A 17,759-nucleotide genomic window follows, 5' to 3' on the forward strand; every position below is an offset into this window, starting at 1 on the left:
GGCTGCAGATTCTGCAGCCTTGTTTATTGTTGGCAGAAGGATATAAATTTGATAACAGGAAAGTGAAAACGATTCTTGTTAGATATTAAAGTAAACGATTGAGAAAGTAGTAGAGAAAGAGAAATATTTCATATATAGATAGATAGTACTATTTTCATGAAATCGTAAATAAATTATGATAGAAAACAGAAGGATTATGTAATATTCATGCAGAATTTACATACATCGTAGTTAGTGAAATAGATATTTTGTCGGAGTAAGAATATTAAATATGCCAGAGGTGCAGGTATGTACAAACCTTCGTTAGATGTAAAAAAACTAAATGATATCGTAAAAAAAACCATTGATTCCTTAGAAAAGGGGAAAAATGAGATATTTGATATTGCTGAGAGTGCTCGAAATGAGTGCAGAAGCGCTGAGCAAGATCTGGAATCCATAAAAAAAGCCGCATCTCTTTTGATTGAAGAAGTGGATATGCTAATTGCACTGGAAAAGAAAAGCAGACAGAAGCTTGTACTAGTGAGCAAGGATTTTAAAAAATTCACAGAACAGGATATTAAATCTGCTTATGAAGAAGCTAAAGACTTACAGATTAAGATGACACTTAAAAGGCAAGAAGAAAGAGAGCTCATTAAACAAAGAACTGAGTTGGAGCGTAGGCTTAAACATGCCTATGAAGTGGTAAAAAAAGCAGAGAGGCTCGTTTCACAGGTAGGGGTGGCAATGGGTTATTTAAGTGGAAATCTAAGAGATGTTTTTGAACAGCTTGAGGATATCCAGCAAAAGCAAGAACTGGGAATAAAAATTATTAAAGCACAGGAAGAAGAAAGGCAGCGTGTTGCCAGAGATATCCATGATGGTCCAGCCCAATCAATGGCAAATGTGGTCATAAAAGCTGAGATTTGTGAAAAGCTAATTAATCGAGATACTGAACAAACAAAGTATGAGTTGAATCAGTTGAAAAACTTTGTTAGGGATGCACTAAAAGATCTAAGGAAAATTATATACGATTTACGTCCCATGTCTCTAGATGATTTAGGATTGGTGCCTACAATACAAAGGTTTATTATTAACTTTGAAGATGAGACAAAGATCAATGTTAATTTTTCAGTAATGGCAAAGGGACTTACCATAGATTCAATTATTCAGTTATCTGTTTTTCGTATTATACAGGAAGCTTTACATAATGTTAATAAGCACGCTAAGGCAAGTATGGTTGTAATAAAACTGGAGGTAATGCACAAAAACATAAATATGCTCATAATTGACGATGGTATCGGATTTAATGTTGAGAAAGCATTTACATCGACCAAGGAAGAATGTAGCTATGGATTATTTATTATGAGGGAAAGGGTAGAACTTTTAAAAGGGAATATTGAAATTACCAGTGATGTTGGTAAAGGTACAAGAATTAGAGTAAGTATTCCTTTAGGAGAAGAGGAGGAATTGTATGATAAAAAGTAAAATAAAGGTGCTGATAGCAGATGACCATGCACTTATGAGACAAGGATTGAAGCAAATATTGGAGCTGGAAGACGATATTGAAGTAGTTGGCTTGGCTATAAATGGGGAGGAAACCATAAAAAAAACACAACAGTTAAAACCCCATATCGTGCTACTGGATATCAATATGCCGCAAATGAATGGGATACAGGCACTAAGAAGATTAAAAGATATGGGTGTTGATGCCCGAATCATTATGTTAACGATTCATGAAGATAAAGAATATTTATTTGAAACGATTAATATTGGTGCTTCAGGATATGTTTTAAAAGATGCTGAATCCTCTAGCTTAACAAAGGCAATACGAGATGTGTATGCTGGTGATTCCTATATTCATCCTTCTCTGGCGTCTTCTCTGGTTCGTGAATTTAACAAAAGAGGGTCAACGGATGAAGAATTTAAAAGAGAGCGATTGACAAGAAGAGAATATGAAGTACTTATACTAATTGCTGAAGGGCAAAATAATAAAGAAATAGCCGAGAGTCTTTTTATAAGTGAAAAAACTGTAAAAAATCATGTGTCCAATATCTTTAAGAAAATTGATGTAAATGACAGAACACAGGCAGCAATTTATGCATATAAACATAATATTAAAAAGATCTAGAAATTAGATCTTTTTTTGTTGGAAAAATTTTTATTGATTAATGATGGTAAAAACGGAAAACTTATTATAAAATGAGAATACACATAAATTCAAAAAAATAATCATACATATAGTAATATTTGTACATGGAGGCGATCATTATGTCTGATAACTTAATAGGGAAAGAACTAAGAAAGAAAGTTATTTATGAATTCAAAACTGGATGGGATTTGCTTACAGAAAGGGAAAACAAAGTACTATTAGAATTAAATGAGGAATATAAATCTTTTCTGGACCGGGGAAAAACAGAAAGAGAATGTATCCGGGAGATTATAGAAACAGCTAAAGAGCATGGATATGTTTCCATTAAAGAGGTGATAGCGGGAGAAGTCAAGCTAGAGCCTGGAACAAAGATTTATGCAAACAATAGAGACAAAGCTGCTGTGATGCTTGTGATTGGAAGTGAACCTTTAGAAAAAGGGATGCATATCGTCGGTGCCCATGTAGATGTGCCGCGACTAGATCTAAAGCCAAATCCACTCTATGAGGATGGTGGAATGGCATTTTTTAAAACCCATTATTACGGAGGAATTAAGAAATATCAATGGACAGCAATCCCCTTGGCACTCCATGGTGTTGTGATAAAGAAAAACGGTGAAAAACTAAATATCGTTATTGGAGAGGATGAAAAAGATCCTGTGTTTTTTATAACAGATTTATTGCCTCACCTCGCAAAGGATCAAGCAGAAAAAAAGTTGAGTGAAGGGATTACAGGAGAGGGATTGAATATTTTAATTGGCAGCATCCCCTTCAAAGATCAGGAAATAAAAGAAAGAGTCAAATTAAATATCATGAGAATTCTCAATGAAAAGTATGGAATATATGAGGATGACTTTTTTGTCGCAGAAGTAGAAGCAGTTCCTGCTGGTAAGGCCAAGGATGTTGGTTTTGACAAAAGTATGGTAGGTGCTCATGGCCATGATGACCGGGTTTGTGCATTTACAGCGCTAAAAGCAGTATTAGATATTGAAACTCCAAATAAGACGGCTGTTGCATTATTTGTTGATAAGGAAGAAGTAGGCAGTATGGGTAATACAGGAATGGAGTCAAGGTTTTTTGAGAATGTGGTGGCTGAGCTCATTGCTATTCAAAATCAAGGACCGATTGAGTTATTAATCAGACGGTCCATGGCAAATTCCAAAGTGCTCTCCGGCGACGTAGGAGCAGCTTTTGATCCGAATTTTCCAGATGTATTAGATAAAAGAAATGCAGCGTATTTGGGGAAGGGTGTTATATTAGTAAAATATACTGGTGTCAGAGGAAAAAGTGGCTCCAACGATGCCAATGCAGAGTTTTTAGCAGAGATTCGGAATATTTTTAATGATAATGAGGTTTTGTGGCAAGTAGGAGAATTAGGTAAGGTTGATCAGGGCGGCGGCGGTACAATCGCATATATTTTAGCAAATTATGGTGCCGAGGTAGTTGATTGTGGCGTGCCCGTATTAAGTATGCATGCACCCTTAGAGATTGTTAGCAAAGTAGATGTATATATGACTTACAAAGCTTATCATGCCTTTTTTAAAGTATAATAACCGGATATTGCCGGTTATTATACTTTTTGTTTAATAGGTGCCGGGTGACTATGCTCAATTACATAGTTTTTAAAGGTTTCTGCCAAGGGAGATAATGTACGATATCGATGATAAGTAAAATAGAAATTGCGGCACAGATCCAAACCTTCGATTTCAATTTTTTTAAGAAAATTGAAGTTTACTTCGTCTGCGATGGAAAGTTCTGAAACAATAGATAATCCTAATCCAAGCCTTACACATTGTTTTATTGTCTCTGTATTTTCTATATAAGCAACGACATTAAAACCATCAATAGAAATGTTTTGCTGATGGAGTGCCTGTTCAAAAATCTTTCTCGTACCCGAGCCTTCTTCCCGCAGAATCATTTTACTACTCTTCAAAAAATCAATAGAGATGGAATTCATATCCCGGTAAGGTGCTGTATTAGGCGCTATAACTACTAAACGGTCTGCCATAAGGTTTATATAATTCAGTCTTTTGTTATCTTCTCTTGCACCAACAATTCCAAAATCAATTTCTCCATTGATAATAGAATCTACAACCTGAAGTGAATCAAAATGCAGCAGATGATATTTAACATCAGGATAAATTCTATGAAAGGAATTTAAGAATTGAGGAAGAATATATTGTTCAGGAGTAGTACTGGTAGCGATTTCGAGGGTGCCCTCTATCTTGCCTTTAAACTGCTCCAGGTTGAATAATGCTAACTCTCGTTTATTCAGTATGTCCAACGCGTGAGAGTACAGTATTTCTCCTGCTTTTGTCAAAGTAACTTTTTTATTAGTACGATTAATCAAAATGGTGCCTAATTGATTTTCTAAATTTTGTATATGATTACTAATGGTAGGCTGCGTTAAAAATAGGTAATCTGCTGCTTTTGAAAAGCTTTTAAACTTTGCTATTGCTACAAAGGTCTCAAGTTGCCGAAAATCCATAAAATCACTCCAATACCTTTTTTCATAAAATAATCTTATCATGTTGTACTATTTATATCAAACTGAAAAAAGGAACGAAAGGGAGAACTGTGCAAATTGATTGTATCGATGGAGCTACAACCTGTTATAGGGAGTCTTAAATATTTTACTTTGAATATGCATAATAATAATTAGAACAATCACTACGAAAGGATGATGCTATGGATCTGCAAAGACTGAAAATTCTGTTGAAACAGCGTGAGGGAACAAAGCTGGATTTTAAAGAGAGTTTAAATCTGGACACTGAATCTGGCAAAAAGGAATTTGCTAAAGACATCATAGCGATTGCCAACAGTTTGGGAGGTAGAGGCTATATTATTATTGGTGTTGAGGACAAAAGCAAGAAAATTGTTGGCATTAAATCCGATGAATTTGAAGAGGAAAGAATTCAACAGATTATTAGTTATCGATGCGATCCACCAATAAATATCCGAGTAGAGCATGTAATGTATGAAGGTAATTTTATTGGTGTTATAACTATATTTAAGAGTGGACAGAGACCGCATCAAATGAGACAAACCGGTGCTTTTTATTTGCGCAGAGGATCTACAACAGATTTTGCAAGAAGAGATGAGATTGCAAGCATGTTCCAGGAAGCAGGACTCATAAATAATGAATTAATTCCAGTCTACCATAGTGATATAAAAGATCTGGACAAGAAAAACATTAATCAATATTTGCATAAAATTGGAATGGTAGTTGAAGAATCCTTAGAAAAAGAAGTATGGAACAATATGGGAATTATACATATAGATAGTGAAACCGGAAAGGTATATCCTACCGTTGGAGGCTTGCTTCTATTTTGCAATCATCCCCAAAATTATCTTCCACACTGTACACTTCGTTTTGTAATTTTCAGGGACGGGGATAAAGCTACGCATATCATCTCAGGAAATCTCATCGAATTATTAGAAAAAAGCAACACGTGGATTTCAGCATTTTTTTCAGAACACGAATATCCTGCGGCGAGTATTTATGAATGCATTGTAAATGCAGTGATTCATAGAGATTATTTTGATATTGCGAGAGATATAGTCGTTGTTATTAGTGATTATAAGATTGAAATCAGCAATCCCGGAGCCCTGGCTAAAGGGAATACGATGCAGTCCGTACTGAGAGATCACAATCATTCGATAAGAAACAAGTGGTTATATAGTCGACTGATGGTTTTAGATGCCAATCATCGAATTTTGCATAAAGGGATGAATTTGCACAGGATCAATAGGTTATTCTCAAATACTGGCGGGGTAAGAATTATAAACCTAGAAAAAAGAAATCTATTTAAAATAATACTGCCCGGCATCAATCAAATTAAAAAAAAGGATAAGTAAATTATCCTTTTTTATAGTGCTCGCAGGGGTTGCATTTTTCATAATCCTTTTCTGAACAGGGATTTACATGAATTAATACATCTTTTACATCAGGAATTTTTTCTAGAACCAGATGCTTAGCTTGACCTGCCAAATGATGTCCTTCTTCAACCGTGATAAGTGGATCTACACATATTTTCATATCTACCAAAATCTCTGCTCCATATTTTCTTGCCTTTACATCATGGACAGAGCGAACGCCATCTACGGACAATGAAGTTTGTTTAATATCCTCCATAACTTCTTTAGCGGGGGCGGTATCCATTAATTGATGAATAGCCTCTAAGTAAATGGAAACAGCTGCTTTGATAATCATAGCTGCTACAACAATCCCCGCAATAGGATCTAATATAGGATAGCCATAAATTGCGCCACTAATCCCGATGAGTGCTGCAACAGATGAAAAAGCATCTGTTCTATGATGCCAGGCGTCAGCAATGAGTGCTTGGCTTTTTATTTTTTTTCCTATTCCAACTGTGTAACGGTACATCCATTCTTTAAACAATATGGAAATAAGGGCTGTCCATACAGCAATTTTATTTGGCGGTTCTAATGCTGGATCTCTAAGGGAGTTATAAGCAGAAAGCCCAATCCCCAATGCTGTGATAACCAGTAATATTGCAATTAGTTTAGAAACAATGGATTCTGCTTTTCCATGGCCATAATGATGTCCTTCGTCTGGCGGTTGATGAGAGATCTTAAGGCCATGAAGGACGATGGTTGTTGCCAAAATATCAGAGCCTGAATGAAAAGCATCAGCAACCATGGCCGTACTGCCTGCAATATATCCTACCACAGCTTTTAGCGCTGTTAATAGAACATTTCCAATAATATTCATCCATGACGTTCTTCTGCCTATTTGATATCTTTGTGTTTCATCCATATGTCTATTTCCTTTCATATGAAAATTACTTTAAGAAAACATCTACTATTAAACTATTATACCCATCAACTACTATTTCATTAAGAATATTTTTCTAATTAGTTTAAAATAGGTGAAGGAATTTAATGAAATGAATCGAATTATGAAAATATAGAAAATTTCAATATCTCTAGGAGGAAAACGTATGCAGGGCATATTTCATCTAAGGGATGTTATTGATGTAGAAATACTACAAGAAATTCAGGACAAGTTTGCCGAAGCTACTGGATTTGCAGCGGTAACGGTTGACTATCAGGGAAAGCCGGTTACAAACTATAGTAATTTTTCCACATTCTGCAAGTTAATACGTCTAAATAATCGTTGTAGAGAATTATGTGAACAATCTGATGCTCACGGCGGTTTAGAAGCTGCAAGGACAGGGAATCCATCCATATACCGCTGTCACACAGGTTTGGTAGACTTTGCAGTACCGATCATCGTACAAGGACAATTTCTAGGTTCTATTATGGCCGGCCAAGTACTGGTTGAGGAAAGTAAATTGCTTACATTGGATAACATCGTTAAAACAGTTGCAGGTTGGGAACAAAATCAAGAAATTTTAGACGCATATAATGAAATCCCTGTGATTCCCTTTGATAAAATTATAGCAGGAGCAGAAATGATGTTTCTAGTTTCGAACTATATTGTCGAAAAGGGAATTATTAACATTGTCCAGCAAGAGCTTCACAACAAGAATATTAAACTGATGGAGGAAATGAAAGCAAGGATAGAACTTGAGAAAGCATTGAAGGACTCAGAACTCAAAACTTTACAGTCTCAAATCAATCCACATTTTCTTTTTAATGCGTTAAATACCATTGGAAGACTGGCATTGATTGAAAAAGCGGACAGGACGCAAGAGACAGTTTTTCTATTAGCAGAAATGCTCAGGTATACCTTGAAAAAAGTCAGTCAAATGGTTTCATTGGAAGATGAAGTACTACATATCGAAAGATACTTGAAGATTCAAAGCATTCGCTTTGGCAGCAGAATAAAATTTAATATCAATATTCCTGATGATGCTAAAGATATAAGAATCCCTTTCATGACATTACAGCCTTTTATAGAGAATGCAATCAATCACGGTTTAGAGACAAAGGAATCTGGAGGAACAATAAAAGTAGATGGAATTGTATCAGAGACAGATGTAATCATTCACATTTACGATGATGGTATAGGAATTTCTCCCAATAAACTTGCATTGATTATGAAGGATAAAAACAGTAGTTTTTCGGGAAAAAATACTACAGGAATTGGAATTAGCAATGTACATCAAAGATTAATTCATTATTATGGGCCTGATTATGGTGTATGCATAGAAAGCCAGCTTAATGAAGGGACGAAGGTACAGTTAAGAATACCAAGGCAGTAAATGAGGAGATTAATTTATGTGTACAACGGTACTTTTAGCAGATGATGAGTATCTGGAAAGAGAGGCGCTTAAAATTATTATACATGAAGGGATGCAGGATGTAGAAATTGTAGGAGAAGCTTCTTCAGGAAGAGAAGCTGTTGCTTTGCATGCTACGCTAAAACCATATATTATTTTTATGGATATAAAAATGCCAGGTATTGATGGCATACAAGCAACAGAAATAATAAAAAAAGAAAATCCCCATGTAGTTATTATTATTATAACGGCATATGATGAGTTTTCCCTTGCACAAAAAGCAATCAAAGCTGGTGCCGATGATTATATTTTAAAACCGGCAAGACCTCAGGAGATTTTGGCTGTAATTAACAAGTACAGACATACTGCTAAAATGATAAAAATGAATGATATTACTGAGAAAGAAATAGAAATGTTTGGCTTATTAAAAAAAGGTGACTATTATAGGTTTAAAAAAGCATTAAACGATATTATACCGGAAATCGCTGCTGCTGAAAAACACGATGTTGATTCTTTTAGAAGCAGATTGATCCAGTGGATAGCCGAAATATTTAAAATATCCCATGGGCTCAGTCATAAACAAGAAAAGTTAATTAATCTTCAATTTTATTCAACCTATGAGTTGGGCGCGCAAAAAAATATAGAAGCTATGATTCAATGGTTTAATGGATTGATGGAAAAACTCTATGATGTGGTCTTTAGAGAAAAAGAAATGAATTTGAATAAGGAATTAGAAATCATTCTAAATTACATAGAAAAAAATTATCATAAGGGTATAACGCTAGAAGATGTTGCAAAGCATGTTGGATTAAGCCCCTTCTATTTAAGTAAATTGTTTAAAAAACAAGTTGGTATAAACTTTATTGAATACGTCACAAAAAAGAAAATAGAAAAAGCTAAAGACTTACTCATACATACCAATATGCCAGTAATAAATATTGCTCTTGAATTAGGATTTCATGAGCCAAATTATTTCAGTAAGGTTTTTAAAAAAGTTGAGGGAATAACACCTTCTCAATATAGAGATCAAATAGGAAAGATTTAAAACAATCAGGTTATTAATAATAACTTGATTGTTTTTTTGTATAAATAGGAAAGTTCTATTTTTCTATTATACAAAAAAAGGGGTTGTAGGGGATGAAATCCCCTGCCGTACTAAGGAGGGTGCTCAGACTGCAATAGCAGTCGTCGAAGGGAACCTAGGGTTCCCTAGCGAAAGCGTCGGAGACGCTCTTTTTATATGGGTTATAGGCTAATAGCAAAAAAACACAGTTGAATAACAAAAAAATATCATTAAGAAACTACAATTTACCCAATCTATAAATTTTACAAAATATTCTGAACAATAATTTGCACCTATAGACCAATTTTATCGCAAGGTTAATTTATGAAAAATTCGAATTAGTTACACAAATATATTTGGAAATCTACTTACATTTCAAAAGAAGGAGGGCTGGTTACATCATTCATTTAAATTCTAGCAGCTAAAAAACATTTTCATAGGATTTCAGTAAAAAGCGAAGAAAGAAATCAAATCTATTACAGAAAAAGTCTTTGTTAGAAACAAAATATAAACCCAAAATTAAAGGAGGAATTAAGCATGACCAAGGAAGCGTTAGGCATGGTTGAAACAAAAGGGTTAGTAGGCGCAATAGAAGCCGCAGATGCAATGGTTAAAGCAGCAAATGTCGCACTTGTAGGTTACGAAAAAATAGGCTCAGGATTAGTGACAGTCATGGTAAGGGGGGACGTAGGCGCCGTAAAAGCTGCTACGGACGCAGGTGCAGCAGCTGCAGAAAAAGTTGGAGAAGTAGTATCCGTGCATGTAATTCCAAGACCTCATACAGATGTTGAGAAAATATTGCCGAGATAGTTAAATTGTAAATTTATGGAGGTGTAAAAAATGAAAGAACAATTAATCGAAAAAATCATGGAAGAGGTTATGAAGAAAGTAGAAACGCCTAAAGCCGAAGAAGTAAAGGGACCTAAGGCTTGCGGGTTAACTGAATTTGTAGGAACAGCGATTGGTGATTCAATCGGACTAGTAATTGCCAATGTAGATAATCAATTACATGAAATTATGGGTTTAGATAAGAAATACCGCTCCATCGGAATCCTGGGAGCTCGTACAGGGGCAGGTCCTCATATCATGGCGGCAGATGAAGCAGTTAAAGCTACAAATACTGAAATAATTAAAATAGAATTAGCAAGAGATACAAAGGGCGGCGCAGGTCATGGATGCCTAATCCTGTTTGGTGCGGAAGATGTATCTGATGCCAGAAGAGCGGTTGAGGTTGCATTAAAAGAATTGGATAGAACCTTTGGTGATGTATATGCCAACGATGCAGGACACTTAGAGTTCCAATATACAGCTAGAGCAAGCTATGCTTGTAATAAAGCTTTTAATGCGCCATTAGGAAAAGCTTTCGGATTAATTGTAGGTGCTCCGGCAGCTATCGGCGTTATGATCGCAGATACAGCTGTAAAGGCTGCCAACGTAGATGTAGTTGGTTATGCATCTCCAGCAGGTGGAACAAGCTACTCAAACGAAGTGATCCTATTTATTAGTGGTGATTCTGGTGCAGTACGACAAGCGATCATTGCAGCACGAGAAGTTGGCATAAAGCTTCTCGGAACACTTGCAGGCGAAGCAAATCCAGTAACGGTACCATATATATAAGAACAGGCAGTTAATAAAGGAGGGAAAACGGATGAAATCAAAACGCTTTCAAGCATTAGCACAGCGTCCTGTTAATCAAGATGGATTCGTAGGGGAATGGGCAGAAGTTGGTTTGATTGCCATGAATAGCCCTAATGATCCAAAGCCAAGCATTAAGATTGAAAATGGAAAAGTAGTTGAGCTGGATAGTAAAAAAAGAGAAGATTTTGATATGATTGACCGTTTTGTTGCTGATTATGCGATCAACCTAGATAAGGCTAATGAAGTTATGGGAATGAATTCTCAAGAGTTGGCAAAGATGCTGGTGGATGTAAATGTGCCAAGAGAAAGAATCGTAGCGTTAACAACCGCAATGACACCTGCAAAAATTGTAGAAGTTGTGGGCTATATGAACGTTGTAGAAATGATGATGGCACTTCAAAAAATGAGAGCTAGGAAAACACCTTCAAACCAATGTCACGTTACCAATGTGAAGGATCATCCAGTACAAATCGCTGCTGACTCGGCAGAAGCGGCATTAAGGGGATTCGATGAGCATGAGACTACAGTAGGGATTGTGCGGTATGCACCTTTCAACGCATTGTCTTTACTAGTAGGTTCTCAGGTAGGACGAGGTGGTGTATTAACACAATGTGCCATTGAGGAAGCTACTGAGCTGCTTTTAGGCATGAGAGGATTAACTTGTTACGCTGAAACTGTATCTGTATACGGGACAGAGCCTGTGTTTATCGACGGGGATGACACGCCATGGTCAAAATCTTTTTTAGCCTCTGCGTATGCCTCTAGAGGTCTAAAAATGAGATTTACGTCTGGTACCGGATCAGAAGTACAAATGGGCTATGCTGAAGGAAAATCAATGCTTTACCTTGAAGCAAGATGTATCTACATTACAAAGGGTGCCGGAGTTCAGGGATTACAAAACGGATCTATTAGTTGTATTGGTGTTCCTGGGGGCGTGCCTTCTGGCATTAGGGCAGTACTTGCTGAAAACTTAATTACTACGATGTTAGATATGGAAGTTGCCTCTGGTAATGATCAGACATTCTCTCATTCTGATATGAGAAGAACGGCAAGATTATTGATGCAAATGCTTCCTGGTACTGATTTTATTACTTCAGGATATAGTGCAGTTCCGAACTATGACAATATGTTTGCAGGGTCTAACGTAGATGCTGAGGACTTTGATGACTTTAATGCCATTCAAAGAGACCTTAAGGTAGATGGAGGATTAAGGCCAGTATCTGAAGATGAGGTAATTGCCATTAGAAATAAAGCTGCAAGAGCATTACAGGCCGTATTTGCAGAAATAGGACTTCCCGCAATTACAGATGAAGAGGTAGACGCAGCAACATATGCCCATGGCAGTAAAGATATGCCGGACAGAAATGTAGTCGAAGATTTAAAGGCTGCTGAAGATATGATGAAGAGAGCTGTAACAGGCTTAGATATTGTAAGAGCATTAAGCAAGCATGGCTTTGATGACGTGGCGCAAAATGTATTAAATATGTTAAAGCAAAGGATCTCAGGCGATTACCTACATACCTCTGCGATTATCGATAAGGACTTTAATGTAATCAGTGCAGTCAATAACTGCAATGACTACATGGGCCCTGGAACTGGATATCAATTAAGTGAAGCCAGATGGAATGAAATCAAGAACATTCCAAATGCAATCAGACCGGAAGATATTCAATAAAAGGAAGCAAAGAAAGGGGTGTAAAGCTGATGGCAGTCAGTGAAAAGTTAATCCGAGAAGTAATCGAGGAAGTCTTAAAAGGCTTTAATCTTGAAGATACAAGCGTTGAAACGAGGGTGGCAAGCTCAGCAAAGGGCTTAGAATTGAATGAAAAAGGTGCTGCTGCTGTAGGTGTAAGAAAAGATGAGGTTGTAGTAGCGTTAGCACCTGCATTCGGCAAGTTTCAGACAAAGACGATCACGGACATTCCTCATATGGATGTTTTAAGAGAAGTAATTGCAGGTATAGAGGAAGAAGGATTAAAGGCTAGAGTTGTTAGAGTACTCAGAACATCTGATGTAGCTTTTACTGCCCATGATGCAGCAAAGCTGAGTGGTTCTGGGATTGGAATCGGAATCCAATCAAAAGGTACTACCGTTATTCATCAAAAAGACCTATTACCGCTAAATAACCTGGAGCTTTTCCCACAAGCACCATTGCTTGATTTGGAAACCTTTAGAGCAATCGGAAAAAACGCCGCAAAATATGCAAAAGGAGAATCTCCAAAGCCTGTTCCTACACGAAATGACCAAATGGCAAGACCAAAATTCCAAGCAAAGGCTGCACTGCTTCATATAAAAGAAACGGAGCATGTAGTACCTGGTGCGAAACCTGTTGAGCTGGAAGCTAGCTTTTATTAAACGGAGGTGAAATTGATGAATCAACAACAACTAATTGAACAAATTGTAAGAGAAGTCATGCTAAGCATGGGAAGTGGAAAGGCGGAGGCTGGTCTAGCAAAAGAAACCAATGCTTGTCAAATAAATCCTAAAACTGATTATCCATTGGCGACCAACAGACCTGAATGGGTGAAAACACCTACAGGAAAAAGCCTAGATGAAATTACATTGAAAGGTGTTTTAAACGGAGAGGTTACACCCGCAGATGTTAGAATATCCCCAGAAACCCTGGAGCTGCAAGCACAGGTTGCTGAATCTGTTGGAAGATCTGCTTTTGCAAGAAACCTAAGAAGAGCAGCAGAATTAATTGCTGTGCCAGATGATAGGATACTCGAAATCTACAATGCACTAAGGCCTTATCGTTCTACAAAACAAGAACTATTAGAAATAGCCGATGAATTAGAGGGGAAATATAATGCTAAAATCAACGCCAGCTTTGTAAGAGAAGCGGCGGAAGTATATGAGCAAAGGAATAGATTGAGACAAGACTAGAATCCGGGATAAAATCCAGGAGGTAAAGATATGAAACTTGTAGCAGGAGTAGATATAGGAAATGCCACTACAGAAGTTGCTGTAGCTCAAATCAACGATCGAAACGAAACCATTTTTTTATCCAGCGGCATTGTAAATACTACAGGGATAAAAGGAACGAGACAAAACATTCATGGTGTCTTTGCCTCTCTTAAGCAAGCTTTAGATAAAATAAATCATAAAATAGAAGATTTAAATCTAATAAGAATAAATGAAGCTGCTCCTGTAATTGGGGATGTGGCCATGGAAACGATTACGGAAACGATTATAACCGAGTCGACCATGATTGGCCACAACCCTTCCACGCCAGGAGGGATTGGCTTAGGAGTAGGAATTACAATCAATATTGATAAATTAGATAACTGTAATCATGGAGAACCTGTGATTGTCTTAATTCCGAAATGGGTAGACTTTATGAATGCTGCGGAGACGATCAATCGATTTATGGAGTGCGGGATACAGATCGCAGGGGCTGTTGCTCAACGGGATGATGGTGTTTTGATCAACAATCGATTAAAAAAGCCGATTCCCATTGTTGATGAAGTGATACTCCTAGAAAAGGTTCCTGTTCATATGAAGGCTGCAATAGAGGTAGCTAGTCCCGGCGGTGTAGTAGAGATATTATCGAATCCCTATGGGATAGCCACTGTTTTTGGATTGACTTCAGAAGAAACAAAGCAAATCGTACCGATTGCAAGAGCATTAATAGGCAATCGATCAGCTGTAGTCATAAAAACTCCAAAGGGGGATGTACAGGAAAGAAGGATTCCAGCAGGGCAAATTCATATAATCGGTGAAAAGCGAAGGGCTACTGTTGATGTGGATGACGGTGCTGAAAGAATCATGAAGATTTTAAAAATAGCAGCTCCTATTGAAGATGTAAAAGGCGAACCGGGAACCAATGCAGGCGGGATGTTAGAGAAAGTTCGGCAGGTGATGTCTGAACTTACGAAGCAACATCCTAATTCCATTAAAATTCAGGATTTGCTGGCAGTAGATACTTTTGTTCCGCAAAAGGTTAAAGGGGGGTTAGCTGAAGAGTTTTCTATGGAAAATGCTGTGGGTATAGCAGCTATGGTAAAAGCAGATAAACTGCAAATGGATATGATTGCAGAAGAATTAAAGTCTGAGATGGCAGTGACAGTAGAGGTTGGTGGTGTTGAAGCGGATATGGCAATCAGAGGAGCCCTCACAACACCGGGCAGTAGTACCCCTCTTGCAATATTGGATATGGGTGCTGGATCTACGGATGCTTCCATTATGAATAAAAATGGAGAAATCAAATCAATTCATTTAGCTGGTGCAGGGAATATGGTAACCTTATTAATACGCTCTGAATTGGGCCTGGAGGATCTGGAAATAGCTGAAGATATAAAAAAATACCCATTGGCGAAGGTAGAAAGCTTATTTCATATACGTCATGAAGATGGAACTGTCCAATTCTTTGAAAAATCTTTAGATCCTAACGTATTTGCGAAGGTAGTGATTTTAAAAGATGATAACATGATTCCTATACCAGAGCATAATTCAGTAGAAAAGATTAAACTGATTCGACGGACTGCAAAGGAAAAGGTGTTTGTTACCAACGCAGTAAGAGCTTTGAGTATGGTATGTCCTACCGGAAATATAAGAGATATTGAATTTGTAGTATTGGTTGGTGGCTCAGCTTTAGATTTTGAGGTTCCGCAGTTAGTAACCGATGCTTTATCACAATACGGTGTAGTAGCAGGCAGAGGGAACATTCGAGGCTCTGAAGGGCCTAGAAATGCAGTGGCCACGGGCCTAATTCTGGCGATGAAGGTGGGGCCGTAGCTTATGAAAATTGCCTATGGAAAAGAAAAACCTTCTATCTATGTGTACTATAGCAGCTGTATAGATGATTTATCTGCATTTCATCATTTGATTTGGGGAATTGAAGAAGAAGGACTTCCTTATCGAATGATGCCGCAGCCAGAAAATACTTCATTAAAACTGAGTTATATGGCTGCAGAATCATCCAGCCTCAGCGTTGGGCTGGGAATCGGCAGTGACGGTTTGATTATTCTTCACTATGGAAAGCTTCCTTTTGAAATGCCCCTTTTCCAAATACCTCACACAAGCAGTGTAAGTGTTATGCGGGCTGTAGGTGCAAATGCTGCTAGGTTAGTGAAAGGGATACCTTTTAAATCGGTAGATTCTATAAGGGATATAGGGGTACCAGATCCAGAATGTACAGAAATGGATGTTGAAAGTATTATTGTAAAGGTTTTAGAGGAGTTAAAGAAAAGAATAAAAGCTTAAGGAGGTGTAAGGATTGTCTAAACTTGCCTTAGGAATTATTGAAACAGTTGGTTTGGCAGCAGCAGTTGAGGCTGCAGATGCAGCAGTAAAGTCAGCCAATGTAATCCTCATAGGTTACGAATTGTCAAAAGGTGGAGGAATGGTAACCATCAAATTTGAAGGAGATGTAGGTGCAGTAAAGGCTGCTGTAGAGGCAGGCTGTGCTGCAGCTGAAAGAATCAATAAGGTATGGAGTAAACAAGTTATTCCAAGACCCCATGAAGAAATAGATAAGCTGATTAGAACGGAGGAAACTGTTGGGCTTGCAGGAGATACTCAACCGGTCTCGAGTGAAGAAAAAGCAATAGAAGAGAAAGCGGAAGAAGTAATATTGGAGGGGGAAGAAGAAAAAAGCCTACAATTAGAAGAAGTTCCTTTAGAGGATGAATTAGAGATTCTAGTTTCAACAGAAATATGTAATTTATGCAAGGATCCCAAATGTCCAAGAAGAAAAGGAGATTTAAAAACCTTATGTATCCATTATGATGAAAAGGGAGAGGAGGAATAACAGATGAGTGACGCATTGGGAATGATAGAAACAAAAGGACTGGTAGGCGCTATTGAGGCTGCTGATGCAATGACAAAAGCGGCAAATGTTGCATTAATTGGTTATGAGAAAATTGGCTCGGGATTAATTACGGTTATGGTAAGAGGAGATGTAGGTGCAGTAAAGGCTGCAACAGATGCAGGAGCTGCTGCGGCAGCAAAAGTTGGAGAGATTGTCTCTGTTCATGTAATCGCAAGACCTCATATAGATACTGAAAAGTTATTGCCAAAAGGAACTGTAGAATAAGGGCTTGGGTATTGAAGGGAGCTTTCAAATGATTCAACAGGATAAGCAGTTCGTTGAGAAAATTGTAAGAGAAGTTTTAAAACGGATAGACGAAATTATCAATGAGGATAGTATCCCAATAGGTGTTTCTAACCGACATATTCATTTGAGTAAGGAAGATCTGAATACTTTATTTGGTCAAGGATATCAATTGACAAAACTGAAAGATTTAAAGCAACCTGGGCAATATGCTGCTGTTGAGACAGTAAAGGTAGTCGGAAAAAAGGGATCTTTTGATAATGTTAGAATACTTGGCCCTGTTAGAGACCTAACCCAATTAGAAATCTCTTTTTCAGATGGATATATTCTTGGCCTTGAGCCTCCTGTAAGAGAATCTGGGAAAATTGGCGGAACCCCTAGTATTAAAATTATTGGGCCGAAAGGAGAAGTACAAAAAGATCAAGGGGTCATTGCTGCATTAAGACATATCCATGTTCCAAAAGATTATGCAATAAAGCATGATTTAAAAGACAAGAATTTTGTAAATGTAGTCACAGAGGGTTTGCGGAAGATTGTATTTTATAATGTTCTGGTTAGAGTATCGGATCAATATGCTTTAGAAATGCATGTAGATACTGATGAAGCTAACGCTGGGGGATTAAAAACCGGAAATCGTGTTAAAATTTTAAAGGATTAAAGGGGATTATA

17 protein-coding genes and 1 pseudogene are annotated in these 17,759 nt (G+C 37.3%); 16 read left to right on the top strand and 2 right to left on the bottom strand.

The window, feature by feature from the left end; translation table 11 throughout:
- Positions 1-288 precede the first annotated feature (288 nt).
- From Gferi_RS25975 to Gferi_RS25985, 3 genes are all read left to right on the top strand, one after another.
- Entirely contained in the window at positions 289-1,464 is a 1,176-nt protein-coding gene (locus tag Gferi_RS25975) for a sensor histidine kinase (RefSeq protein ID WP_069981008.1), read from the top strand.
- Complete coding sequence (locus tag Gferi_RS25980) at positions 1,451-2,107, top strand: response regulator (RefSeq protein WP_069981009.1); 657 nt, start codon at positions 1,451-1,453, stop codon at positions 2,105-2,107. The genes Gferi_RS25975 and Gferi_RS25980 overlap by 14 nt, the downstream gene beginning before the upstream one ends.
- A gap of 140 nt (positions 2,108-2,247) precedes the next feature.
- Positions 2,248-3,675 (top strand): aminopeptidase, encoded by a 1,428-nt coding sequence (locus Gferi_RS25985; RefSeq protein ID WP_069981010.1) that lies wholly within the window; start codon positions 2,248-2,250, stop codon positions 3,673-3,675.
- A 20-nt stretch (positions 3,676-3,695) separates the two neighbouring features.
- On the opposite strand, the gene Gferi_RS25990 is transcribed toward Gferi_RS25985, so the two are convergent.
- On the bottom strand, positions 3,696-4,613 hold the full coding sequence (locus tag Gferi_RS25990; protein WP_069981011.1) for a selenium metabolism-associated LysR family transcriptional regulator: 918 nt from the start codon (positions 4,611-4,613) through the stop codon (positions 3,696-3,698).
- 200 nt (positions 4,614-4,813) lie between these two features.
- Here Gferi_RS25990 and Gferi_RS25995 point away from each other — a divergent pair, with 200 nt between their 5' ends.
- Complete coding sequence (locus tag Gferi_RS25995; protein WP_069981012.1) at positions 4,814-5,983, top strand: RNA-binding domain-containing protein; 1,170 nt, start codon at positions 4,814-4,816, stop codon at positions 5,981-5,983.
- A 1-nt stretch (position 5,984) separates the two neighbouring features.
- Here the strand turns inward: Gferi_RS25995 and Gferi_RS26000 are convergent, their stop codons facing one another.
- A complete protein-coding gene (locus Gferi_RS26000; RefSeq protein ID WP_069981013.1) occupies positions 5,985-6,905 on the bottom strand; it encodes a cation diffusion facilitator family transporter in 921 nt (306 codons plus the stop codon).
- Between the two features lie 184 nt (positions 6,906-7,089).
- On the opposite strand from Gferi_RS26000, the gene Gferi_RS26005 reads away from it, so the two are divergent.
- From Gferi_RS26005 to pduL, 12 genes and pseudogenes are all read left to right on the top strand, one after another.
- Positions 7,090-8,316 carry a sensor histidine kinase gene (locus Gferi_RS26005; RefSeq protein WP_069981014.1) on the top strand — a complete coding sequence of 409 codons (1,227 nt, stop codon included), beginning with the start codon at positions 7,090-7,092 and terminating at the stop codon, positions 8,314-8,316.
- Positions 8,317-8,332: 16 nt separating this feature from the next.
- Positions 8,333-9,379 (top strand): response regulator, encoded by a 1,047-nt coding sequence (locus tag Gferi_RS26010; protein WP_069981015.1) that lies wholly within the window; start codon positions 8,333-8,335, stop codon positions 9,377-9,379.
- Between the two features lie 555 nt (positions 9,380-9,934).
- On the top strand, positions 9,935-10,207 hold the full coding sequence (gene pduA / locus Gferi_RS26015) for a propanediol utilization microcompartment protein PduA (RefSeq protein ID WP_069981016.1): 273 nt from the start codon (positions 9,935-9,937) through the stop codon (positions 10,205-10,207).
- Positions 10,208-10,237: 30 nt separating this feature from the next.
- Positions 10,238-11,014 carry a propanediol utilization microcompartment protein PduB gene (gene pduB, locus Gferi_RS26020; RefSeq protein ID WP_069981017.1) on the top strand — a complete coding sequence of 259 codons (777 nt, stop codon included), beginning with the start codon at positions 10,238-10,240 and terminating at the stop codon, positions 11,012-11,014.
- 31 nt (positions 11,015-11,045) lie between these two features.
- The gene (locus Gferi_RS26025) at positions 11,046-12,710 is read left to right on the top strand and encodes a propanediol/glycerol family dehydratase large subunit (RefSeq protein ID WP_069981018.1); all 1,665 of its coding nucleotides are present in this window, start codon (positions 11,046-11,048) and stop codon (positions 12,708-12,710) included.
- Positions 12,711-12,739: 29 nt separating this feature from the next.
- Positions 12,740-13,390: a propanediol/glycerol family dehydratase medium subunit gene (locus Gferi_RS26030; RefSeq protein WP_069981019.1), complete on the top strand. Its 651-nt coding sequence runs from the start codon at positions 12,740-12,742 to the stop codon at positions 13,388-13,390.
- A 15-nt stretch (positions 13,391-13,405) separates the two neighbouring features.
- Entirely contained in the window at positions 13,406-13,921 is a 516-nt protein-coding gene (locus Gferi_RS26035; protein ID WP_069981020.1) for a diol dehydratase small subunit, read from the top strand.
- Positions 13,922-13,951: 30 nt separating this feature from the next.
- A complete protein-coding gene (locus Gferi_RS26040) occupies positions 13,952-15,772 on the top strand; it encodes a diol dehydratase reactivase subunit alpha (protein ID WP_069981021.1) in 1,821 nt (606 codons plus the stop codon).
- A 3-nt stretch (positions 15,773-15,775) separates the two neighbouring features.
- The gene (locus tag Gferi_RS26045; protein WP_069981022.1) at positions 15,776-16,240 is read left to right on the top strand and encodes a glycerol dehydratase reactivase beta/small subunit family protein; all 465 of its coding nucleotides are present in this window, start codon (positions 15,776-15,778) and stop codon (positions 16,238-16,240) included.
- Between the two features lie 13 nt (positions 16,241-16,253).
- A pseudogene (locus Gferi_RS29340) lies at positions 16,254-16,520 on the top strand (BMC domain-containing protein); the annotation flags it as partial.
- Positions 16,521-16,790: 270 nt separating this feature from the next.
- Positions 16,791-17,072 carry a BMC domain-containing protein gene (locus Gferi_RS26055; RefSeq protein WP_069981024.1) on the top strand — a complete coding sequence of 94 codons (282 nt, stop codon included), beginning with the start codon at positions 16,791-16,793 and terminating at the stop codon, positions 17,070-17,072.
- 28 nt (positions 17,073-17,100) lie between these two features.
- Positions 17,101-17,748, top strand: coding sequence for a phosphate propanoyltransferase (gene pduL, locus Gferi_RS26060; RefSeq protein ID WP_069981025.1), 648 nt, complete (start codon positions 17,101-17,103; stop codon positions 17,746-17,748).
- Positions 17,749-17,759: the final 11 nt, after the last annotated feature.

Source organism: Geosporobacter ferrireducens, from assembly GCF_001750685.1.
Classification (GTDB): domain Bacteria; phylum Bacillota; class Clostridia; order Peptostreptococcales; family Thermotaleaceae; genus Geosporobacter; species Geosporobacter ferrireducens.